Annotated in this window: 24 protein-coding genes; 10 read left to right on the top strand and 14 right to left on the bottom strand. The window is 61.1% G+C overall.

The features are described 5' to 3' along the window. The first annotated feature begins 84 nt into the window (after nt 1–84). The 3 genes from A4G99_RS09075 to A4G99_RS09065 all read left to right on the top strand — a co-directional run bounded on the left by A4G99_RS09075 (nt 85) and on the right by A4G99_RS09065 (nt 2,468). A complete protein-coding gene (locus A4G99_RS09075; protein ID WP_066142167.1) occupies nt 85–582 on the top strand; it encodes a PH domain-containing protein in 498 nt (165 codons plus the stop codon). 32 nt (nt 583–614) lie between these two features. Beyond that, entirely contained in the window at nt 615–2,051 is a 1,437-nt protein-coding gene (locus tag A4G99_RS09070; protein WP_150123070.1) for a PH domain-containing protein, read from the top strand. A 66-nt stretch (nt 2,052–2,117) separates the two neighbouring features. Further along, nucleotides 2,118–2,468, top strand: a complete 351-nt coding sequence (locus A4G99_RS09065; RefSeq protein ID WP_066142164.1) for a hypothetical protein — start codon at nt 2,118–2,120, stop codon at nt 2,466–2,468. 105 nt (nt 2,469–2,573) lie between these two features. Here A4G99_RS09065 and A4G99_RS09060 read toward each other — a convergent pair whose 3' ends face one another. The 6 genes from A4G99_RS09060 to A4G99_RS09035 form a co-directional block, all read right to left on the bottom strand. Continuing rightward, nucleotides 2,574–4,682, bottom strand: coding sequence for a DHH family phosphoesterase (locus A4G99_RS09060; protein WP_066142158.1), 2,109 nt, complete (start codon nt 4,680–4,682; stop codon nt 2,574–2,576). Nucleotides 4,683–4,764: 82 nt separating this feature from the next. Then, nucleotides 4,765–4,938 carry a zinc-ribbon domain-containing protein gene (locus tag A4G99_RS09055; RefSeq protein WP_223301786.1) on the bottom strand — a complete coding sequence of 58 codons (174 nt, stop codon included), beginning with the start codon at nt 4,936–4,938 and terminating at the stop codon, nt 4,765–4,767. Nucleotides 4,939–5,058: 120 nt separating this feature from the next. Next, a complete protein-coding gene (locus A4G99_RS09050) occupies nt 5,059–5,307 on the bottom strand; it encodes a hypothetical protein (RefSeq protein WP_066142513.1) in 249 nt (82 codons plus the stop codon). A 152-nt stretch (nt 5,308–5,459) separates the two neighbouring features. Then, the gene (locus tag A4G99_RS09045; protein WP_066142152.1) at nt 5,460–5,723 is read right to left on the bottom strand and encodes a hypothetical protein; all 264 of its coding nucleotides are present in this window, start codon (nt 5,721–5,723) and stop codon (nt 5,460–5,462) included. Between the two features lie 85 nt (nt 5,724–5,808). After that, nucleotides 5,809–6,396 (bottom strand): thymidine kinase, encoded by a 588-nt coding sequence (locus tag A4G99_RS09040; protein WP_066142148.1) that lies wholly within the window; start codon nt 6,394–6,396, stop codon nt 5,809–5,811. Nucleotides 6,397–6,437: 41 nt separating this feature from the next. Then, nucleotides 6,438–7,019, bottom strand: a complete 582-nt coding sequence (locus A4G99_RS09035; protein WP_066142144.1) for an NADPH-dependent FMN reductase — start codon at nt 7,017–7,019, stop codon at nt 6,438–6,440. A 74-nt stretch (nt 7,020–7,093) separates the two neighbouring features. On the opposite strand from A4G99_RS09035, the gene A4G99_RS09030 reads away from it, so the two are divergent. Further along, nucleotides 7,094–7,879, top strand: coding sequence for a hypothetical protein (locus A4G99_RS09030; RefSeq protein ID WP_066142511.1), 786 nt, complete (start codon nt 7,094–7,096; stop codon nt 7,877–7,879). Nucleotides 7,880–7,929: 50 nt separating this feature from the next. Here A4G99_RS09030 and A4G99_RS09025 read toward each other — a convergent pair whose 3' ends face one another. Further along, nucleotides 7,930–8,799 (bottom strand): ABC transporter ATP-binding protein, encoded by an 870-nt coding sequence (locus A4G99_RS09025; protein ID WP_066142141.1) that lies wholly within the window; start codon nt 8,797–8,799, stop codon nt 7,930–7,932. Further along, nucleotides 8,796–9,632, bottom strand: coding sequence for an ABC transporter permease (locus A4G99_RS09020; protein WP_150123069.1), 837 nt, complete (start codon nt 9,630–9,632; stop codon nt 8,796–8,798). Before A4G99_RS09020 ends, A4G99_RS09025 begins: the two co-directional genes overlap by 4 nt. A gap of 163 nt (nt 9,633–9,795) precedes the next feature. Between A4G99_RS09020 and A4G99_RS09015 the strand changes: the two genes are divergently transcribed. Next, the gene (locus A4G99_RS09015) at nt 9,796–10,197 is read left to right on the top strand and encodes a DUF2178 domain-containing protein (RefSeq protein ID WP_190303729.1); all 402 of its coding nucleotides are present in this window, start codon (nt 9,796–9,798) and stop codon (nt 10,195–10,197) included. Then, nucleotides 10,194–10,409 carry a helix-turn-helix transcriptional regulator gene (locus A4G99_RS09010; protein ID WP_066142130.1) on the top strand — a complete coding sequence of 72 codons (216 nt, stop codon included), beginning with the start codon at nt 10,194–10,196 and terminating at the stop codon, nt 10,407–10,409. Before A4G99_RS09015 ends, A4G99_RS09010 begins: the two co-directional genes overlap by 4 nt. Nucleotides 10,410–10,454: 45 nt before the next feature. Here the strand turns inward: A4G99_RS09010 and A4G99_RS09005 are convergent, their stop codons facing one another. Beyond that, a complete protein-coding gene (locus tag A4G99_RS09005; RefSeq protein ID WP_066142127.1) occupies nt 10,455–11,360 on the bottom strand; it encodes an A/G-specific adenine glycosylase in 906 nt (301 codons plus the stop codon). Between the two features lie 161 nt (nt 11,361–11,521). Here A4G99_RS09005 and A4G99_RS09000 point away from each other — a divergent pair, with 161 nt between their 5' ends. Further along, the gene (locus A4G99_RS09000; RefSeq protein ID WP_066142124.1) at nt 11,522–11,797 is read left to right on the top strand and encodes a hypothetical protein; all 276 of its coding nucleotides are present in this window, start codon (nt 11,522–11,524) and stop codon (nt 11,795–11,797) included. A gap of 39 nt (nt 11,798–11,836) precedes the next feature. Then, nucleotides 11,837–12,160 (top strand): hypothetical protein, encoded by a 324-nt coding sequence (locus A4G99_RS08995; protein WP_066142121.1) that lies wholly within the window; start codon nt 11,837–11,839, stop codon nt 12,158–12,160. Here the strand turns inward: A4G99_RS08995 and A4G99_RS08990 are convergent. Genes A4G99_RS08990 through A4G99_RS08975 form a run of 4 tightly spaced genes read right to left on the bottom strand, consistent with a single transcriptional unit; the run spans nt 12,151 to nt 15,928 of the window. Further along, nucleotides 12,151–12,525: a hypothetical protein gene (locus tag A4G99_RS08990; RefSeq protein WP_066142118.1), complete on the bottom strand. Its 375-nt coding sequence runs from the start codon at nt 12,523–12,525 to the stop codon at nt 12,151–12,153. The genes A4G99_RS08995 and A4G99_RS08990 overlap by 10 nt on opposite strands. A gap of 60 nt (nt 12,526–12,585) precedes the next feature. Further along, nucleotides 12,586–13,248 carry a helix-turn-helix domain-containing protein gene (locus A4G99_RS08985; RefSeq protein WP_066142115.1) on the bottom strand — a complete coding sequence of 221 codons (663 nt, stop codon included), beginning with the start codon at nt 13,246–13,248 and terminating at the stop codon, nt 12,586–12,588. Nucleotides 13,249–13,278: 30 nt separating this feature from the next. Then, nucleotides 13,279–14,610 (bottom strand): aminotransferase class III-fold pyridoxal phosphate-dependent enzyme, encoded by a 1,332-nt coding sequence (locus A4G99_RS08980; protein ID WP_066142112.1) that lies wholly within the window; start codon nt 14,608–14,610, stop codon nt 13,279–13,281. Between the two features lie 46 nt (nt 14,611–14,656). Further along, nucleotides 14,657–15,928 (bottom strand): MgtC/SapB family protein, encoded by a 1,272-nt coding sequence (locus A4G99_RS08975; protein ID WP_066142109.1) that lies wholly within the window; start codon nt 15,926–15,928, stop codon nt 14,657–14,659. A 93-nt stretch (nt 15,929–16,021) separates the two neighbouring features. On the opposite strand from A4G99_RS08975, the gene A4G99_RS08970 reads away from it, so the two are divergent. Continuing rightward, nucleotides 16,022–17,245, top strand: a complete 1,224-nt coding sequence (locus A4G99_RS08970; RefSeq protein ID WP_082837744.1) for an AI-2E family transporter — start codon at nt 16,022–16,024, stop codon at nt 17,243–17,245. A gap of 33 nt (nt 17,246–17,278) precedes the next feature. Here A4G99_RS08970 and A4G99_RS08965 read toward each other — a convergent pair whose 3' ends face one another. Continuing rightward, the gene (locus A4G99_RS08965) at nt 17,279–17,551 is read right to left on the bottom strand and encodes a PadR family transcriptional regulator (RefSeq protein WP_066142107.1); all 273 of its coding nucleotides are present in this window, start codon (nt 17,549–17,551) and stop codon (nt 17,279–17,281) included. Nucleotides 17,552–17,817: 266 nt separating this feature from the next. Between A4G99_RS08965 and A4G99_RS08960 the strand changes: the two genes are divergently transcribed. Next, nucleotides 17,818–20,106, top strand: a complete 2,289-nt coding sequence (locus A4G99_RS08960) for a glycoside hydrolase family 3 N-terminal domain-containing protein (RefSeq protein WP_223301785.1) — start codon at nt 17,818–17,820, stop codon at nt 20,104–20,106. Nucleotides 20,107–20,140 lie beyond the last annotated feature (34 nt).

Here is a 20,140-nt window from a genome sequence, read left to right as displayed (position 1 = left end):
ACGGATACGGGTTCGGAGATGGCGTATCGAAATCGATGATGGTCATTTTAAATACGAAGACAGTATAATCCATTGATATAACGGATGGAATCGTTACAAAAGAGAGTCCGCTACGTTTGGTTCACGAAGACGGTTGGAGCGGGATTGATCGGTGGAATCATCGCCGGGATCATCGCGTCACAATCCACCATCATTCCGGTCTGGAGTCCGATACCGATCGTTCTCTGTATGCTCGTGGTCGCCCTCCTCGTAACGCCAATTCGATACAGAGCGTGGCGCTTCGCCGTAGACGAAGACGGAGTGACGATCGAACACGGAGTGTTGCGTCGACGGGAGACCTACGTTCCGATAGACCGCATCCAACACATCGACATCAACCGCGGTGTTCTCGAACAAGCCGCCGGGTTAGCGAGCATCATGATTCACACGGCCGGGTCGCGCCGCTCGAACCTACTGCTCCCGGGGCTTCGACCGCAACGCGCCAGCAAACTCCGCAGTCGAATACTGAGCCTCCGCGAGGAGAATCGCTCGGACGAATCGCTCTCCGAGGCGAACGACGTCATCCGAGGTGACACTGTGTGAGGTTGCACCCGTACAGCGTCATCCGAGGAACGATGGACCGACTAAAAATCCATCCCCTGATTTTCGCCGTCGGTTTCGGACTGTATAATTACGAAGATACACCGCTCACCTATATCGTCGGGTTCGCCCTGTGCTACGTCCTGATTTACGTCGTGCGCGAAAGCGTCCGATGGTACTCCGTCTCCTATCGTTTGGAGGACACCGCAGTAGAGACGGAATCCGGTATTTTCGACCGGCAGCACCGCGTGATTCCGTACGACCGAATCCAGGAATCGAGCGTCGTTCAGAACGGAGTGGATTCGTTCCTCGGAATCGCGAACGTCTCGTGTGAAACGGCGGGGAGCAGTAAAGAAAGCGAACTGGAGTTGCGCTACGTCGGTATCGAAGAGGCCGAACGAATTCAGGACCGTCTGGGGAACGGAAGTAAGGTCTCGACGGAAGAGGAGAAACTCTATCGACTTCGTTCGGCGATGCTGTTCGCTCGAAGCGTCCTGTCATCGCATCCGAAACACCTCTTCCTCGCGATTTCGATCGCGATGTCTATCATCTTCAGTCCGGCGTGGCTATCGGATTTCCTCACCCCGACGTTACCCGCGTCGCTGGTCAACGGACACTTCACCGTCGAGAAATTCCTCGTCGTTGGTGGGGCAACGGTCGTCGGCGCGTGGGGAGTGGGAGTGATACAGTCCGTGCTCGAATTCCACGACACGTCCGTCGAGTTTCGAGACGGGGAAATCCATCAGTCCGGCGGACTCGTCTGGCACTATTCGAACGACATTCCGCTGGATAACGTGCAACTGTTGCGAGTTTCCACGAACCCCTTACAGAACGCCTTCGGATTCGCACGGTTGACCGTCGAATCCGCCGGTGCGGCCGATTTCGACATCTGGCCCGCTCGGACACCGGTCATCCCGCTGGGGAATCGGTCGGAAGTCGAGGAGATTGCGGGGACGATTATCGACCACGACGACCCGGAGTTCGAGCGTCCACCGAAGCGTATGCGACGCCGTCTGGCGACTCGGTATCTCATCGCCCTCGTACTGCTCTCTTTCCTCCTCTACGCCGCACAGTTCGTTTGGAGCGGGTTCCCCGTTCCGTGGTTACTTCCCCTCGTCGGCGTACCGTTTGCACTCGTCGCTGCACACGTCCAATGGCGATATCGCAGCGTCGCCATCGGCGACGACTATCTCGCGGTCCGAAACGGAATCTTGGTTCACAGCGAGTTCATCGTTCCGCTCGCGAACGTTCAATCTGTTTCGAAGTCACAGTCGATTTTGCAGCGACGGTTCGACCTCGCGACGCTATCCGTCGAGACTGCGGCATCGCTACTGTCCGCCGGAACTCGTGCCACGGACTTCGATACGGAGACGGTCGAGATGATATACGAGACGGTACAGGACAGTTCCGGGGAAGTTGCTCCTCGGACGGAAACACGACGAGTGGTCGAACCCGAACAGGGAAATCGGTAGACTGCGGTTCCGAGGGAGAACGGTCCAATCAGTAGCTATTTGTGACAAACGAAGGAGGGTTGAAACATGACTGAAGGGAACGAGTCCAGTATGCAGAACCTGAGTCGCCTGACCACTCTCGGCCTCCTGATGGGGATGGTCATACTCGCCATCTATTCTGCCGTCTCGGGCAGGGACGTATCCACGACACTCGCGTATTTTCTCATGGCCACCGTAATCGTCTACGGCGCTCACCAGGTGCTCGATGATCGGTCGGTTCCCGCAATCGCCTCCGCGCTGGCTCTCTGGGTCGGTGGCATATACGGAATCATCGTCACCTATCACGGTATGGACATCGGTGACAATTACGCGGTCCTCGGGTTGCTGGCAGTCGGCGTGATACTCACCTACCGGGACAAGAATCTGCTTACAAAGTGAGATCCCACCCGCTCATCCGGATGCTCGTTCTCACCGAAATCCGACGTAACGCTGAAAGAATCGTTCAAAGAGAAGAAAGCCGAGAAGTCCAAATCAGCGCCGCGTTCAGTTCAGCTTCGCGCTGACGGCTTCGATGACGGCGTCGAGCGCTTCGTCGCGCTCGCCGCGGAGGAATTCGAACTTGCCGTCGCGCGTGCCGACGGGGACGATTCCGGCTTCCGGTGCGCGGTCCTCGACGTCCTCGGCGATGTCGCGGACGTTGATTTCCCCGTCGCTTCGGATGTGAACCTCGTCGTCGGCGAGACCGAGGGTGACGTTCTGGTCGCCGGGTTGTCCCGTCATGTCGCGGCGGTGGAGCGCGTCGAGGAGCACTGCCGTCGATGGGAAGTCGAAGCGGTGGGTGTACGCCTCGGTGTCGAGGACGGTGAAGGTGACGCCGTTCGCGCCGCGAACCGTGAGGTTCGGCTCGGCGGTGTCGAGTTCGTTTTCGAGCTTCGTGCGGAACTGCTCGCTGACGTGCTCGGCGAGGTCGCGCTTCGCGTGCTCGAACAGCAGGTCGGTGATGAGTTCGCGCTTGTCCTCGTAGGACTGGTAGTAGGCTTCCAGCGCGACTGCCTCGCGCAGGGCCGTAACGTGGTCTTCGTCGTAGCCCGCATCCGTCGCGAGGTCGGTGTATTCGGACGGGGTGTCCTCCCAGTAGCTGACTGCGGGGAGGTGTGCGACATCGTCGCGCACCTCGTCGTTGACGTGGGCCGCGACGTTCGCACCGAGGACGGCCGCGGTTACGTCGTCGCCCGAGTCGCCGAGGAACGGGTTGACGACGACGTCGGCAGTTTGGGCGACTTCGTCGTCCGGGTAGTGCGTGTCGATGACGACGTGGGGCGCACCGTAGATGTCGAGGAGCGAGAGTCCGTCGCTCGATTCGACGGTGCTTCCGGCATCGATGAGGACGAAGAGGGGTAGTTTCTCGTCGTGGCGCTCGCGGTTGTCGAGCATCATGGTCGCGTCCTTCGTCGCGTCCTGCATGTCGTAGAAGCCGTCTTCGAGCGGTCGCCGGTCGAAGTAGTGATACTGGGCGTCGCTTCGTGCGTGTTCGTCGCGCACGAGCGGGAGGACGGCGCGTTCGATGGCCGCTCCGGCCACGTAGCCCTCCGCGCTCGCGTTGTGTCGGACGATAACGGGGCGGGATTCGATGACCGCGCGGCGAATCGCACCGGCGGCGTCGCGGACGTCCCCGTGAATGGCTTCGACGGCAGAGTCGTCGGCGAGCGGTTCGACGTCTTCGGGACGGGCCTCGTCTTCGAGTGCCTGTGCCAGTCGGTCCTCGACGGTCGCTTCCTCCTCTTCGGTGAGGGCTTCGAGGTGTTCGGTCTCGACTTGGAGTTCGTTGTTACGGAGTTCGACTTCGCCGACCAGTCGTGCGATGTCGCCGGTATCTACTTCGGGGTAGGCACGAACGCCTGCCTCCTTGAACGCGGCGCAGTCCACGACGGCGGTTTCGTCGCGGAGTTCGAACACCGTCGGGCCGCTCGTCTGGCTCGCGCTCACGATTTCGCCCTCGATTCGAACGCTGTCGCCGACTCGGTCGCCCAGCGTTTCGATCTGGACGCGTTCGGGCTGTTCGATCTGGGAGGAGACGGTAGCGCCTCCGACCGCGTTCCCGGAGCCGTCGGTCGTCGCCGGCTGTTCCGGTTCGGATTCGGATTCGTGTTCCGGTTCGGCTTCGTGTTCGGACGCAGATTCGGCTTCGGATTCGGACGTAGATTCGGCTTCGGATTCGGACGCGGATTCGGAATTCGATTCCGGTTCGTCCGACGTGGTTTCGTCGTTCGATTCACTGGGGAGGTGCACGTCGGTACCGTCCTGAATCAGCTTGCCGCGGAACTCGCGTTCCGATTGGCGAATCGACGAGCTGAGATCGACGTTGCCGTTGTCGCGCACACCAATGACCTCGACGAAGACCGCGTCGCCTTGGTCCCAGTCGAGGCTTTCGAGCCGCTGGTCCAACTCGCTCTTGTGAAGCAGGCCGGTGACGCGGTCACCGATGTCGATGAAGACGCCGAAGTCGGCGAAACCGTCGACGGTACCTTTGTAAAATCGTCCAGTAACGAGCTGCTCCGGGCTGTTTCCGTTGAATTCAAAGAGAACGTCCTGCTCGTGGCTCGAACAAATCGGGCCGTCAGCAGGCGTCCCGCAAATGACGCAGTTACCCATTTATACTGGCAAAGAATAGTCCAGGCCTAAAACGATTGTCGAATTCCCGGCGCGGTTCTGAGCCGACCACGCGAACGCCAACTCAGTAGTAGTAGAACGAAAAATCGTCACCACAGGATTGGCATCGGACGAGCGTCCCCTTCAACTGGTCGTCGGATTCCGCTTGACCTTGTCCGTCGGGTGCGATATCGACAGTCGATGCGGACCCACAGTGGGGACACCCGATGTTCATACTGCTCGTAACTGACTGAGACATACGCTTCCTTTCAGCGGTCGAGCCCATAGTTATACCCCCGTTAACGAAATCGGCACGAGGAGCGAAACCACGAAACGGTCGGATTATAGACTCGTTACATTCTCGCGCGATACGTTCCATTCACGCTCTGTACCGGTGACCGAAGACGAGCGCGACGACGTTCAACACAAGCAACAGGATGAACGTTTGTTGTTGTCCAGCGGTATCGAGACCGCTGATGAACAGCGGAATGTAGAGAAACGGGAGTACGACTGCTCCCCAAAAACCGATGAACCGAAGCGAGGTGACGACGGAATCCGGGAACGATGAGCGTCGCTCGCCGTCGTCCGATGAATCACCCAGTTCGTCCGGGGCGATGATGGTTGACATGGTCTCCGAACAATGGTACACCATGACACGATATTATTATTGGTTCCTTAACGAATCGGGGAGGAAAAACAGGGCGAAACGGACGATGGAATAGGGTGAAGCAAATAGTCGGATGGGATGAAATGGAGATCGGAAGGGTCGCCGTTCGGTCGCTACTCGAAGACGGGACTGTCGTCTTCGAGCGTTTCGATGTCGTCGACGATCTTCTTCGCGACGTCGGGGAACAGCGCGACTTGTACTTCGTTGCCGTCCTCGTCCTCGAACACGAGTTTTACGCGTTTGTCCCCGAACGCACGCGCTTCGGCGGATTCCACGTTGAACAGTTTCGCCGACGCCGTTTTGTTCGCGGGTCCAACGTTCTTCAAGGAGCCGTCTTTCAGTTCGACCATGAAATCGTCCAGCCGTAGGTTGAGCATACTCCCGATACGCGCTCACACCTTTAGTTACCACGGAACGACGTGCGCCGGTTCGATCGTCGCCGTCGTCGCCGTCACGACTCCGCTACTCGCGCCGTAGGATGTGGCAGTTTCGACACCGGGCTTCGTAGGACTCCTGTGCGCCCACCAAAATCGTCGGATCGTCCATGTGTGCGGGTTCGCCGTCGATGAGCCGCTGGTTTCGCGTCGCGGGTTCGCCACACTGCGCACAGATGGCTTGGAGCTTTTCGACGTACTCGGCCACGGAGATGAGTTGCGGGACCGGGTCGAACGGCTCACCGCGGAAGGTCTGGTCGGTGCCGCTGATGATGACGCGTCGTCCGTCATCCGCGAGGAATTCACACACGTCGACGAGTTCCGCGGAGAAGAAGTTCGCCTCGTCGATGGCGACGACTTTCTCGCCGTTCAATCCCCTCGGGATTTCCCACACGCCGTCGTCGTCCGGTTCCACGACGGTCGCTTCCCACGAACTGCCGTCGTGGGAGCCGACCGTGTCCTCGCCGTAACGGTCGTCCAGTGCGGGTTTGAACACCGCGACTTCCTGCCCCGCGATTTCCGCGCGGCGAAGCCGTCGGAGCAGTTCCTCGGTCTTCCCGGAGAACATACAGCCGGTGATGACCTCGACCCACCCACTGTTCGTGATTTTGTGCATACCCGTGTGACGCTCAATCCGACGGCAAAAGAGTTGCTCATTCAATCGGCCGCGCCGATATTTTCCCCGCTCTCGAAACTCGGCGGACACGGCTCGATGTGCGAGTAGCGGACGATTTGCCGCCCGAGCGTGACGACGCGATTCGCCAACTCCTCGTCGGTGAACGCGCCGTCCATCACCGCGCTGTGCGAGCGGGGAATCGCCACCTCGTACGGGAGCACCCACGCATCGAGCGCGCGACAGACGGACCGGAGGTGGTCCATCGCGGTGACCGGAAACCGACCACCCGCCACGGCGAGCAGGCCGACGGTTTTCCCCTCGAACTCGTCGAACCCGCAGTAGTCGAGCGCCGCCTTCAGCGGCGAGGAGTACGAGCCATGATAGACGGGTGTGCCCAGGACGACCGCGTCCGCCGCGCGCACGCGACGTTTCAGTTCGGGGGTATCACCCGCTTCCCGTTGGTCGGGGTCGAACTGCGGCAGGTCGAATTCGCGGAGGTCGAGGAGTTCGCCGGTTCCACCCGCCCGTTCCACGCCGACGAGGACGTGTTCGAGCGCGAATCTGGTCACGCTTTCCTCCCCGAGACTGCCACAGATGGCTACAACGTGCGGTTGATTGGTCATGGGAGAACAGTCGCTCGGCAAAGCGAAATACGTTGCAGGGGAACGCCCAAGTGTCGGTACTCCGAACGGTCGATATGAATCCGCCGGACGTCGAACCCTTCGAGTTCTCACACACGCTGGTCGCCGCGGACTTCCACGACGCTTCGAGCGCGGTCCTCCGAGGCGCGCTCGACCGCGCCACCGACGGCTACGTCGGTATCGACCACGACGAACTCGAAATGGGCCTACCCGACGCGCCGCGCTGTCGAGCGACGTGGGAGGAGGTGCGTGACTCGCTCTCGTGGTGTGACGACCGCCATCCGGGTGCGTGGTATCACGGAGCGCTTCCCGAAACGTCGGAAACGTTCGAACGACTGTGGTCGCTGGAGGATGGCAACAGCGGAGCCTTCTTCCTTCACACGCTGATCCTCAGCATCGGTGACGAACCGCTGCTTTTCGCCGTGCCGCATCATTCGATTTACCGACTGGAGGCACCCGATGAATCGTTCGTCGCGGCGGTGGACGATGCGCTCGCGGGAAAACAAGCCACCGCTCTGCCATCGACGCCGGATATCGAGTGGTCCGCTGGCGAACGGGCATATCGGCTGACCGGAACGGTCCTCTGCGTTCGCGGCGGGGGCCTTCGGGAGCGTGGCTGTTACCACCTGACTAACCTCCGACGTCTCGAAGCGAACCCGGAGACACTGTCGCTCTCGTTGGACTGGAAGGCGAAACAATCGACGGACGGAGTAACCCGCGTTCTGTCCGAACTGTCGCCGCTCGTGTCCGACCCGCCCGAACGCGTGTATTTCGAAGACAGGGAGACAATGCGTGAAATCGAGACCGTGATTCGCGACCGGTTGGAAGCGTATTATCGTTGATCGGGGCGCGTATACGAGACCACACGAACGGGGGAGTTCGTCCGGCCTTCTCAATTGAACCGGACGTAGTAGTTGAAGAAGTCGGACCACGACGGTTCGGTCACGTCGATGTCGTCTGGGAGCGCTGGTTCGTCCGTGTCGGCGTCGAGGAACCCGCGATAGCCGTCGTTCGTCTCGAACAAGCGGTCGTCGCCGACGTGGTCACGGAGAGCATCGGCGGCGGTCCGCGTGGGCGCGAGTGCGACCGGCGGAACGGTATCGAGCAGCGCGTCGGGCGCACCGACTTTGCCGACGTGACCGTCGCGAACGAACGCCACCTTGTCGGCCAGTTCCACGTCGACGGCCGTGTGGCTCGAAAATACGACCGTTTTCCCCTCACGACATCGCTCGTTGACGAGCGCGTGGACGGTGTTTATCGCCGCCATGTCGAGTTCGGCTGTCGGCTCGTCCAACAGGTAGAGCGGCACGTCCACGCCGAAGACGATTGCGAGTTCCAGCTTTCGAATCATCCCGCCGGAGTAGTCCCGAACCGGGTCGTCGAGGGAGTCCGCAATGCCCAACCGCTCCGCGATACCCAACCACTCACCAGTCGCGTTCGGATGGAGGTCGGCGTAGAACTCCGCGTTCTCTCGACCCGTGAGGTCCGGCAGCGTGAGACTGTCCTGTAAGGTGAAGTTGAACGACGTTCGGGCCTCGGCCGGTTCGTCACCGAAACACTCGATGGTACCGCTCGTGGGGTGGAGACCACCGGCCAGACAGGAGAGGAAAATCGTTTTTCCGGATCCGTTTTCACCCATCAGGAGCGTCGTCCTTCCCGCCGGAATGTCCAAGTCCACACCGTCGAGAACGGTCTTTCCATCGAACGACTTCGTCACGTTACGCACGACGACGGCCGGTTCGACCTTCGAGGTAGCGGTCATTCGCCGACCTCCCCGTCGTAGACGTAACGGCGGAAGAGCGCGGCAGCGACGGCTCCGGCGATGAGGGTGTAGACGGCGAGAAGCCCGCCCCACGTGAGGGAATCGGGAAGGGCCGGTGGTGTGAGGGAGCCGAGGTGGGTCGTCGTGTACGCGAGTTGCAGACGAACGGCGAGCGAATTCGGCACGTAGTTGACGGCGTACTGGAGGTCGGGCGGAATCACGGCCAGAGAAACTCCGTTGAAACCCGTCGCGGCGAAGACGACGAGGACGAGGAGAACCGTCGCACGGTACACCCCGTCACCGCGAAGAACAACGGCGACAACGGTGGCGACTGCCATTGCCACCACGCAGAACGCGAACAGACTGCCGAGGAAGACAAGCACAGAGACGGGACCGAACGCGTCGAAGGAAGCGCCGTCGAGCGCGGCGACGACGAGCATCAGGGTGTAGGCGACGAGCGCGATGACGTAACTGCCCAACAAGCGGCCGGTGAAATCGGCCGAAGGCGAGATGGGAAGCGAGCGGAGTTTGCGATAGCGTTTTTCGGTGATATCGTCCCCGAACAACCGGGCGAATCCGGTGAGAGCGACGATGAACACGGCGAACATACCCATTCCGATGGCCGCGATGGTCTTGCTCGTGGGGGACACCCCACCCTGTCCGGCCGCGAGGTGCGTATCGAGGAGGTAGTAACCGACCGGAAAACCGAACGTGATGAGGAGTGCACGTCGGTTCTTCAACTGCGAGAGAATCGTCCGTCGCATGAACGCGACGACCTGTTGTAACCACAGCACCGGATCTGAGGGGGTAGAGCGTGCTGTTTCAACCGCCATGGACGCTCCCCCCGGACGTGGGTGTAAAGTATACCATACAGTAATGAATCGAATACTTTCGACTTAGTTCTTCGGGTGATGGGTCCGCAATATTTCTCGGAGAGGGAGCGAAAAAGAATACTAACGCAAAACAAATTTGATGGAAAAACCACGTTGCATTACTATGAACCATTCCAACGGGCGGCGTCTCAGAGATTCACACCGTCTGCGATACGTGGGTGTTTTCGTCCTCGCCGCCGCGGTGTACGCCGTCCTTATCGTCGCCGGCTATCCCTTCGTGGGAGTCGGTGCGTGGGTCGCCATCTGTGCCGTCGGTGTCGCCTATCGCCACCGTCTCGACCGCCCGCTCTTCGACGAACGCGACGAGATGCTCAACCGCATCGCCGCGCGCAGGACGATTCGCATTCTCGGGATCTGCTCGGCCATCGGCTTTCCTGCCGCAGTGGTTCTCTGGGCGACTGGCTACAACGAGTGGCCGCCTTGGATGCGTTGGCTCGCCATCTACACCGCAGGTATCGGCTTCCTCTACACCGGACTCCGTCTCTATACCCGATACGAGCGATGAAGTCGGAACTCAAACGATACCGCGAAGCGCTCGGTCTCAGCCAAGGCGAACTCGCGGAATGTGTTGGCGTCACGCGTCAGACGATCAACGCCATCGAACGCGACCGCTATGACCCCTCGCTCGAACTCGCGTTCAAACTAGCGTACTTCTTCGAAGTTCGGATACACGACCTGTTCATTTGGGAGGACTACGACGATGTCAGAAAACCGTGACCGATGTATTCGTTTGTACTGACGCTGTAAGCGTCTATTTGGAATTTACCGCCTAAGCCGCGCGACCCACTCCTCGCGCTCCTCCAACTTCACCAACCCATCTCCTTCCAGATCCGAACACAGTTCCCGGAGCCACTTCTCGCCGTACTGGCCGCCGTAATCGATTCGCACCCGCGGGCCGAGTTTCGAGAGCGGGAGTTCGTCGTACTCCTTCAACAGCGAGACCACGCGGCCGCGCATCTGCCGACGGCTTCCCTCGAATTTGGGTTGGGTGGGAACGTCGGGGGCGGTGAAGTCGCCCGTCTCGTAGGCGTGACACCACTCGCGCCACGGGCAACCCGCCGTATCACAGGAGGGCGTCTTCTCGCAGGCCACGCCGCCGAGTTCCATGATGGCGTTGTTCCAGACGCGGGACGCCCCGTCGGGCATGACGTCGCTCGCGACCTCCTCGAAAACCGAATCGTCGTCCGGCACGTCGAACGCCCGGTACAGCACGCGCTTGACGTTGGTATCGACCACCGCGTTGCCGTTGTTAAACGCGAACGAGGCGACGGCGTTGGCGGTGTACGGCCCGACGCCCTGCAAGTTCTGGAGTTCGTCCGGCGTCTCGGGGAACGTGCCGTCGTACTCATCGATGACTTGGTTCGCGGCCTCGTGGAGGTACTTCGCGCGGTTGTTGTAGCCCAGACTGTGGGAGGACCAGAAGCCGACCACGTCCGAGCGGTCGGCCGCCGCGAGGTCCTCCGGGGTCGGCCAGCGGTCGAGGAACGCCTCCCACGCCGTCACGACGCGGCCGAGTTGCGTCTGCTGGCTCATCACCTCGGAGACGAGGATGGCGTATGGGTCGTCGGTTTCGCGCCACGGGAACGACCGATGGTCGTCCTCGTACCACGAAACGAGGGCGTCGCGTACCGCGTCTCTGTCGGGGATCGACGGCGCCGTTTCGGTCATCAGTGGGATTTTGGACGGCGACGGTTTACGGATAGCGGTTTTCGAAGGGAACACCGGAACGCGTGAAGCTTTCGACTGTCGCGGGGCGCTCCACGACACGGGATACCAAACGGCCGAGTTAATCTGAAGGCTTATTGCACGTTCGTCTTAATCTTCGCTGGATGCACGTACGTCCCTCCACACTTTTCCTCATCGGCGTCGGCATCATCGTCGCGCCAGCGGCACCACTCGTGTTCGCCCGCAGTCCGTCCGTGTGGATCGCCGTCGGGTGTACGTTCATGCTCGCAGGTGCTGGTATGTCGCTTCAAGAGCACCGAGGGCAGCGCTCCGCACGCGAATCGAGTCCACAGTCCTATCACTACATCGTCTGTGGGAACTGTAGCGCTCGCAACTTCGCAAGCCGGGACGAGTGTCGGTGCTGTGACGAACCGTTCTAGAGCGAAAGCCGTATCCCGCTACCGCACAACCACCCGGCAATGAGTCTGGACGACCTGAACGACGACGTTCGAGCCACCTACTCGTCGCTCGACGAGGACTTTTCCGTCTCTCTCGACCGTGAGACACGCAACGAACTCGCCATGCTCGGCACCGCGTTCGACACCGACGACCCCGCGGAGATCATCCGACGTGCCGTTCATCGACTGTTTCAGACGACGGTCGAATCCGGAACCCTCGACTTCCATCTCCGAAGCACGTACGACGTGACCTACGACGAGTATCTCTCGGGCATGACGTTCGAAGAAATGACCGGTGCAAATCAACTCCCCCAACGCGACGACGAGCGCCGCTATCAGTTCTGAGCGGTACTGGCGACCGAAAGCCGTATCGTCTCGTCTTCTCGATTCCACCGAATCAACCCGGAATCGTCGAGTTCGGGCAGATGTGCGTGGTTGAGAATCGTCCGTGCCCGGCGGCGGTCGGGTTCGATACCTGCCGCCGCGAGGTAATCCGCCATCTCGGTGACTGGTACCTCCCTGTCGAGGCCGTACAGATACGCGAGAACTTCCCGTCGTGACTCGGCCGCCAGTGTCTCGTGTAACTCCGTCGGCAAACGGAGAAGGACTCCCAATCCGAACATCCCGACCGCGTCGCCGAACGTCGTGGTCGGGTTGCATGGGGGTGCTGTGGTCCCGCTCGATTGTCGGTCGTCTCGCATTTCGGCCATCGTATTCTCGAAAAACGGAGTAGTAAGGATAGCAATGGTGCCTGTTATTACAGCCCACTTTTACGTGGACCCGGTGTCCCGCCCGTTCGCTTCGAGGAGCACCGCTTCGAGGACGCTTCCGGTCCCGCGTCGGACGCGTTCGGATACCGACTGCTGGGTGACGCCGAGTTCGTCCGCGAGTTCGCCGAGCGTCACGCCGCGCGGAACGTCGAAGTAGTCCCGTTCGAGTGCCAGCATCAGCGTCTCACGTTGTTCGGGTGTCAACCCGAACTCCTCCCGCTCCTCGGCGAGGTCAGTCACAACGCGATCCAGTGTGTAGCCGATGTCCCGGACTTCACAGTAGTCGTGGAACGCCGAAAGCGCACCGTGATCGTGAAATCGGAGTCGAAATCGCCAGACGCGGTCGCCGGTCGCTTCGAGGATGGTCGCGCCGACTTCCGCGATACCGTAGATGAAACTCTCGACTTCCTCGCTCCACTCGACACGATAGAGAACACGCCCTTCGACCCTGTCGAGCGCGATGAGGCTCTGCACGTTCGGATTGCTCCGCACGTCGTTCTCGAACGTCTCGAAGTCCGACCCGATGGCCCAGAAAAACGGGAGTACCTGCCGTGAGGAAGGGACGACCCGCTCCAGTTCGATATGAACGTCGGCATCTGTAAGGAGGGCAGTGCCGAGAACGAACTCTTCTCCGGATATCGACAAATCAGCCGTGACGCTCATACTAGAGGAACGTCTCGGCCGGATATAGCGTTACGCTACCTCGTCGATGGAGTCGAGCAAGCAGTTGACACCGAGGTCGATTTCGCGCTCGGTCACGTCGAGCGGCGGGAGCAGACGGAGCGTCTTGTACCCACAGCCGAGGGTGAGGAGGCCGCGTGAGAGTGCGGCGTCCACGACGGCTTCGCGCCGGTCCTTCGAGTCGAACTCGACGGCGAGCATCAGGCCACGGCCGCGAACGTCCACGACGGATTCCGGCGCGGCGTCCTCGATGATTTCACGCGCCTGTCGTCCGCGCACGGTGGCGTTCGCGAGCAGGTCGTGTTCCTGAATCGCGTCGAGGGTGAGCACGCCCTGCAGCGAAGAGAGCACGTCGCCAGCACCCCACGTGGAGGAGAGGCGGCCTTTCTCCTCCGGAAACACGTCCGAACGGGAGATGGTCGCGCCGACGCGCAGCGCCTTCGCGCTGGTGATGACGTCGGGTTTCAGGTCGAGGTGGTCCACTGCCCACATCTCGCCCGTTCGGCCCATTCCGGACTGAATCTCGTCGGCGATGATGGTGATACCGTAGGTGTCCTGAATCTCGGCGATGTCCGCGACGAACTCGTCGTTCGGGATGCGGTAGCCACCCTCACCCTGCACCGGTTCGAGGATGATGTACGAGACTTCTTCGGGGTCGATGACGCCCTGGGCGGGGTCGAGTTTGTCGGCGATGACGTTGCCGCCCGGACCGTCGGTCTTCCACCCACAGCCACACTGGCCCTCACAGGAACAGTACGGAACGCTCACGATGCCCGGAATCTCGGGGTAGCCCTTACGGTGGGCGACTTTCGAGCGGTTGAGCGAGAGCGCGCCGAGCGTCCGGCCGTGGAACGCGCCGTCGAAGTTGAACGCGCGGTGGCCGCCGTTGTTGTAGCTTATCTTGATGGCGTTCTCGACTGCCTCCGCGCCGGAGTTCGACAGGAAGACGGTGTCCATGTCGTAGTGGCTCGTGACCTCGGTGAGTCGCTCCATCAACTGGGTCGGCCCGGGGAATTCGGGGTCCTCCGGCGGCCAGCCACCGGCGGCGTAGAAGTCCTGCCCGGCGATTTTCGTCGGGTCGGGGAGGGGAAACTCGTCGAGTTTGTCCTTGATTTTGGGGTTATTGTATCCGAGCGGGGCGGCGGCGACGTGGCTCGTGAAATCGAGGAGGACGTTTCCGTCCACGTCGGTACAAAACGGCCCGACCGCATCCTCGGTCAAGTCCCAGACGAAATCGTACACGTACGTCGTCGGGGCGGCAAATTTGTGATGATAGTCTGACCACTCTCGCGCCTTCTGGCCCGGCATGTCCCGAACCTGTGGCTCGGCTGTTTCGCGGTCCATGTAGCTGATAGGAATAGCCACATTTTAAACGGTTCGTTATATGTCCTCACACGACAGCGACGATTGCCGCAATTCCCGACCCGGCGAGCAGAACTGTACTCCAGACGGCAATTCGGCGTGCGAACGAACGGTTCGGTGCAGAGATGGTCAACGCTGCCTTGACGATGATGCTCGATGCGGTGGCGAGCAGGATGCCGAAGACGGCCGTCTGCTGGCTCACGTTGCCCCCGCTGTACAGCGTGACCGCCGAGGCAGTCACGCCCGCGCTCGAAACGAGTCCCGACAGCAGTGCGGTGATGTAGAACCCCGTCTGACCGAACTGGCTCTTTGCGATGGCGCCGCCGATGACGACGAGGAGGAAGATAGCACCGAACCCGAGGGCGTTTCGTAGCGAGAACGGACTCTCCAAGTCGATGTCCATCCGTTGGGACCAGTCGGCCGTGTACGCCGCGATGGCGATGCTACCGACGATGATCGTTCCGAGCGGGATGATGGCACCGTAGAGCGTTTTGTGTGGGGTACCGATGGTGAACGCCAGCGCGATGACGAGGTTTCGGAGCGCCATCGCGGCGTCGGCCAGCAAGATGGCGGCGACGCCGTACGTCGCCGCCTCCGGCTGCTGGCGAACGTGGTCGAGCATGGTGCCGACGACGGCCGTCGAGGAGGCTAACCCGCCGAAAAACCCGGTGACGGCGATACCGCGTCCACCGTACGTTTCGACCACGGCGTAGTTGGCGATGCCGATTCCGGCGACGGTGACGACCATCAGCCAGATGAGGCGGGGACTCAACGTGACGCCGCCGAACGCGACTTCACCGGACGGGAGCAGCGGGTAGATGACGAACGCGAGGATGGCGAACTCACCGGCGGAACGGAGTTCCTCGCGCGACAATCCCCACGCGAACGAGTGTAGTTCGCGCTTCAGGATGAGCAGAAGCGAGGAGACGACGGCGACGGTGACACCGACGAGGATGTACCCCTCCGCGACCAGCACGCCGACGCCGAACGTCACGAGCATGGAGACCGACGTCGTGAGCGAAAGACCGGTTTCCTCGTCGTCGTCCAGGAGTCCCTGCACCGCAAGCAAAATCCCTTGCACGATGACGAGCAGGCCACCGAGCGCGAGCAGAACGTCCTTCCCGACGATGGTGAACGCCGCACCGAGGAGGCTGATGAGGGTGAACGTCCGGATACCGGCGGATTTCTGCGACCATTCGCGCTCCAATCCGAGGAAGAGACCGAGCGCTCCGGCGAGGGCGATATGGACGACGTCACTGCCCAACGTAGTCGACGTGACGAGGTTTTCGAATCCGGACACTCCCCGTACTACGCTCCTATTCGGTTAAAAGGATTGTTGCTATCGTCGTCCTGTGCGCGAAATCTTTAAGGCCAGCCCGCAAACTTCTGTGGTATGGTCTCCGGATTGAACATTGACAAGTCCCGGGCGGCGTGGTGGACCATCGGTGGGCTACTCGGTCTCGCGGCGCTGTTCGTCATCTACTCGTTCATCGGGACGTTCGTCTTCGGTCTGTTTCTCTACTACGCGACGCGGCCGGTATATCGCCGACTCCAGCAGCGGGTTCGCCCGCGAAGCCTCGCCGCCGCGGTTGCGTTACTGCTGCTCGCCCTTCCCGCGATCCTGCTCGTCGCCTACACCGTCTCCATCGCGTTTCACGAACTCACGATGGTCGCGAAGACGGCCAATATCGGCACGCTTCCGGAGCCGATACAGCAGTACAGCGACATCTCGAAGTTGACCAAAAATCCAGAACAGCTCCTCCAGAACAAGGACAACACGAAGCTCATCCAGCAGGCGTTCGGTTCGACGTTCCAGTATCTCAAGTTCGTCGGGAACGGGGCACTCCACTTGTTCGTGATGATCGCCATCGCGTTCTACCTGCTCCGGGACGACCACAAACTCTCGCGGTGGTTCCACCGGACGTTCGCGGACAGCGGTGGGGTCCTCGAAGCGTACGTGGCCCGCGTGGATTCGGACTTCAACAGCATCTTCTTCGGCAACATCCTGAACGCCTTCATGACGGGCACCATCGGCGCGATTTCCTACAACCTCCTCAATATGATCGCACCCCCCGGCTTGGCGATTCCGTACCCCACCGTCGTCGGGTTGCTGACCGGCGTCGCCAGCCTCATCCCCGTCGTCGGGATGAAACTCGTCTACTTCCCGGTGACGGGCGTCATCAGCGCCGAGGCGTTGATGGCTCGTGACCCCGGCATCCTCTGGTTCCCCGTCGTCTTCGCGCTCGTCTCGTTCGTCATCGTGGACACCATCCCGGACCTCGTCCTGCGGCCGTACGTCTCGGGGCGCAACCTCCACGTCGGGATGGTGATGCTCGCGTACATCTTCGGGCCGTTGCTGTTCGGCTGGTATGGGATCTTCTTGGGACCGATGATACTCGTGCTCGTCGTCCACTTCGTGAAAATCGTCCTGCCCGAACTCATCACCGGCAACCCGATTCGACCGTGGGCCGTGGACCCGACGTATCTCAAGGACGCCGATATGCATCCACAACCACCGCATGACCCGTCCGATTCGGATGACGAGGAGTTACCGCCGGGTGGTGACGAGATGCCCGTCCAAGCGCCGACGCCCACGGACGGGGATGGTATCGACTGACGGGGTATTCGGTGACTGCTGATACCGTCCGGTTCAGTCGAGAAACCGCTCTTCCCACGTACGTCGGTGTTCGAGGAGCGACCGACCCCGCTCAGTCAGCGCGTAGTAGTTCGTCCGCTTGTCCCGTTTCCCCTTCTCGACGAGTCCATCATCGACCAACGAGTCGAGGTTCGGATACAGACGACCGTGGTGGACCTCGGTGTCGTAGTAATCTTCGAGACCGTCCTGAATGGCGAGTCCGTGCGGCTCGCCGTGTCCGGCGATGACGTACAGTATGTCCCGCTGAAATCCCGTCAACTCGTGCATTATTACCACTCGAATTATGTGTCTACTTAGTATAAGGATATCGGTTCCGATAGTTTTGGGAAGATATAGTATCAGGACGTTCGTTGATGAATTCAACCATGTTTCCCGCCGTTTTCTCGGGTGTCTCACCCCACCAACGAAGTTGTTCTATTTTCCAATCAAAATCGATACCAGTCGTTCTCATTTCAAATAAGAGTTTGTTCAGTAAAAATCCATATATTTATAAGAAAAAATCTTATTGATTCTTGCTTCCCAGTTTTTATGGCATGTCAAAGGATACCACGAGCGGCTCGTCGCGGCGAACGTTCCTGCAAGCGTCCGGGGGAATCACGCTGGCAACGGCACTGGCCGGATACCTCGGAGAGTCCGCGGTCGCCACGAAGCAACGAGAGCCGAGTCGCCACGTAACCGAACTCGTCGACGAGATGACGCTCGAAGAGAAGGTCGGTCAGATGACACAGATGGCCGCGGGCGAGATTTCGACCGACGACCCGGCCGAGACGCTTCGGAAGTACAAGCCGGGGTCGCTCATGTACCTGACGTCGTTCGATCCGGAGGAGGTCGCTCGAACCAGCAACAAACTCCAGAAAGCGATGGTGAACGAGACCCGTCTCGGCGTGCCGTTCGTCTACGGTATCGACTCCGTTCGCGGCGACAACAACGTGGCAGGGGCGACGTTGTTCCCACACAACCACGGCGTCGGCGCGACGTGGGACGCGGACAAGGCCGAGGAGATGGCGACCGTGACGAGCAAGGTGATGCGTACCACCGGTACCCACTGGAACTTCTCGCCCGTCTGTGACATACAGCGCGACCCACGATGGGGACGGTTCTACGAGGGGTTCAGCGAGGATCCGTTCCTCGCCTCCCAGATGGTCGCCTCGAAGGTTCGCGGCTACGAGGAGGAGACGAACGGGTACAAACGAACCGGTGCTTCCGTCAAACACTTCGCGGGGTATTCGGCACCGGCGAACGGGAACGACCGCACCGCCGCCCTTCTTCCGTATCGGACCTTCGTGAGTTCCATCCTGCCGTCCTATGCTGCGGGCATCAACGCCGGAGCGGAGACGGTGATGGTCAACAGCGGGTCGCTGAACGGGCTCCCCGCCCACGCGTCGAAGGAACTGTTGACGGACATTCTCCGCGACCAACTCGGGTTCGACGGGATGGTCGTCACCGACTGGCACGACTTCTACCGGATGATAAAGGTCCACGGCTTCGCCGAGGACCTGAAGGAGGCGACCAAACTGGGCATCAACGCCGGGATAGACATGTACATGGTTCCTGCCGCGGGTATCGAGGGCGACGACGCCGCGGGCTATCAACAGCGACTCATCGAACTCGTGAAGGAAGGCAGCGTCAGCCGGGACCGCATCGACGACGCGGTGACGAACATCCTCGCGTTCAAGGAGCACGTCGGCCTGTTCGAGGACCCGTACGGGACGCCATCGAAGGTGAGCGACGTGATTTCCGACGGGCGGGACCTCGCGGAGGAGGTCGCCACCGAGTCGATGACGTTGCTCACCAACGACGGGACGCTCCCGCTCGACTCCGGGAGTTCGATCCTCGTCACCGGCCCGAGCGCCGACAGCGTGAGGAACCAGATGGGTGGCTGGGCGCTCGGCTGGCAGGGCGTCGGCGACACCGAGCCACCGGCGACGACGGTCCTCGAAGGCCTCACCGATGCGGCGGATTCGTCCGCGTCCGTCACGCACGTTCCGACCGGCCTCCACGAGTTCACGAACGAGGACGACGTCCGACGTGCGGCCGAGTGCGCCGACGTCGTCGTGGCCGTTCTCGGCGAGGGACCGTACGCCGAGGAGAAGGGTGACACGGACACGCTCGCGCTTCCCGAGGCACAACAGCGACTGGTCGAGGTCGTGTCGGGAACGGACACGCCAACCGTCGGCGTGATCATGGCGGGCCGCCCGCGCGGCACGGACGTGTTCGACGACCTGTCCGCGTCCATGATGGCCTATCTCCCGGGAACGGCCGCCGGACCGGCCGTCGCCGCGACCCTGTTCGGCGACGCCAACCCGAGCGGTCGGTTGCCGTTCACGTGGCCGAAGGGGACCGGGCAAATCCCCAACCTGCACAACAACTATCCGCCGGACGAGTTCAACAAGTCCACGAACGTCAACCCGCCTCAGTCACACGAGACGCCACTGTTCGAATTCGGCCACGGACTGAGTTACACCGAGTTCGAGTACGCCGACCTCCGCGTGGCACCGACGAAACTCCAGCAGAAGAACGCGACGAACGACATCACCGTCTCCGTCGCGGTCAAAAACACGGGCGACGAGGCGGGCGAGACCGTCGTTCCCGTCTACGGCGGCCGTGATCTCGGTCGAGTGATGTATCCGCAGGAAGTCGTCGTCGGCTTCGAACGCGTCGCGCTCGACCCCGGCGAGACGAAGCGCGTCGAAATCCGTTCGACGATCCTCCCGCTCGGGACCGTCCTCGGCGACATCTTCTCCCGCGGCGAGTTGGTCATCGACACGGGCGAGTACTGGCTCTCCGTCGGCGACCTCACCGAAACCGTTTCGGTCGTCTGAGGTCGGCGGTTTCTGTTTTTCCACGACGTCGTCG

The organism is Haladaptatus sp. R4, from assembly GCF_001625445.1.
In the GTDB taxonomy this organism is placed as follows: Archaea; Halobacteriota; Halobacteria; order Halobacteriales; family Haladaptataceae; genus Haladaptatus.
Note: the sequence above shows the minus strand (reverse complement) of the source record. Positions and strands in the feature narration are given on the sequence as shown.

What these genes read in the sequence shown, in the direction of transcription:
- A4G99_RS09065 (WP_066142164.1), top strand. Translation starts at nt 2,118, where the DNA reads ATGACTGAAGGGAACGAGTCCAGTATGCAGAACCTGAGTCGCCTGACC.
- A4G99_RS09030 (WP_066142511.1), top strand. Translation starts at nt 7,094, where the DNA reads ATGAATCCGCCGGACGTCGAACCCTTCGAGTTCTCACACACGCTGGTC.
- A4G99_RS09000 (WP_066142124.1), top strand. Translation starts at nt 11,522, where the DNA reads ATGCACGTACGTCCCTCCACACTTTTCCTCATCGGCGTCGGCATCATC.
- A4G99_RS09070 (WP_150123070.1), top strand. Translation starts at nt 615, where the DNA reads ATGGACCGACTAAAAATCCATCCCCTGATTTTCGCCGTCGGTTTCGGA.
- A4G99_RS09040 (WP_066142148.1), bottom strand. Translation starts at nt 6,396, where the DNA reads ATGCACAAAATCACGAACAGTGGGTGGGTCGAGGTCATCACCGGCTGT.
- A4G99_RS09035 (WP_066142144.1), bottom strand. Translation starts at nt 7,019, where the DNA reads ATGACCAATCAACCGCACGTTGTAGCCATCTGTGGCAGTCTCGGGGAG.
- A4G99_RS08965 (WP_066142107.1), bottom strand. Translation starts at nt 17,551, where the DNA reads ATGCACGAGTTGACGGGATTTCAGCGGGACATACTGTACGTCATCGCC.
- A4G99_RS09025 (WP_066142141.1), bottom strand. Translation starts at nt 8,799, where the DNA reads ATGACCGCTACCTCGAAGGTCGAACCGGCCGTCGTCGTGCGTAACGTG.
- A4G99_RS09055 (WP_223301786.1), bottom strand. Translation starts at nt 4,938, where the DNA reads ATGTCTCAGTCAGTTACGAGCAGTATGAACATCGGGTGTCCCCACTGT.
- A4G99_RS08985 (WP_066142115.1), bottom strand. Translation starts at nt 13,248, where the DNA reads ATGAGCGTCACGGCTGATTTGTCGATATCCGGAGAAGAGTTCGTTCTC.
- A4G99_RS09015 (WP_190303729.1), top strand. Translation starts at nt 9,796, where the DNA reads ATGAACCATTCCAACGGGCGGCGTCTCAGAGATTCACACCGTCTGCGA.
- A4G99_RS09005 (WP_066142127.1), bottom strand. Translation starts at nt 11,360, where the DNA reads ATGACCGAAACGGCGCCGTCGATCCCCGACAGAGACGCGGTACGCGAC.
- A4G99_RS08970 (WP_082837744.1), top strand. Translation starts at nt 16,022, where the DNA reads ATGGTCTCCGGATTGAACATTGACAAGTCCCGGGCGGCGTGGTGGACC.
- A4G99_RS09020 (WP_150123069.1), bottom strand. Translation starts at nt 9,632, where the DNA reads ATGGCGGTTGAAACAGCACGCTCTACCCCCTCAGATCCGGTGCTGTGG.
- A4G99_RS08990 (WP_066142118.1), bottom strand. Translation starts at nt 12,525, where the DNA reads ATGGCCGAAATGCGAGACGACCGACAATCGAGCGGGACCACAGCACCC.
- A4G99_RS09050 (WP_066142513.1), bottom strand. Translation starts at nt 5,307, where the DNA reads ATGTCAACCATCATCGCCCCGGACGAACTGGGTGATTCATCGGACGAC.
- A4G99_RS08980 (WP_066142112.1), bottom strand. Translation starts at nt 14,610, where the DNA reads ATGGACCGCGAAACAGCCGAGCCACAGGTTCGGGACATGCCGGGCCAG.
- A4G99_RS08960 (WP_223301785.1), top strand. Translation starts at nt 17,818, where the DNA reads ATGTCAAAGGATACCACGAGCGGCTCGTCGCGGCGAACGTTCCTGCAA.
- A4G99_RS09010 (WP_066142130.1), top strand. Translation starts at nt 10,194, where the DNA reads ATGAAGTCGGAACTCAAACGATACCGCGAAGCGCTCGGTCTCAGCCAA.
- A4G99_RS08995 (WP_066142121.1), top strand. Translation starts at nt 11,837, where the DNA reads ATGAGTCTGGACGACCTGAACGACGACGTTCGAGCCACCTACTCGTCG.
- A4G99_RS09075 (WP_066142167.1), top strand. Translation starts at nt 85, where the DNA reads ATGGAATCGTTACAAAAGAGAGTCCGCTACGTTTGGTTCACGAAGACG.
- A4G99_RS09045 (WP_066142152.1), bottom strand. Translation starts at nt 5,723, where the DNA reads ATGCTCAACCTACGGCTGGACGATTTCATGGTCGAACTGAAAGACGGC.
- A4G99_RS09060 (WP_066142158.1), bottom strand. Translation starts at nt 4,682, where the DNA reads ATGGGTAACTGCGTCATTTGCGGGACGCCTGCTGACGGCCCGATTTGT.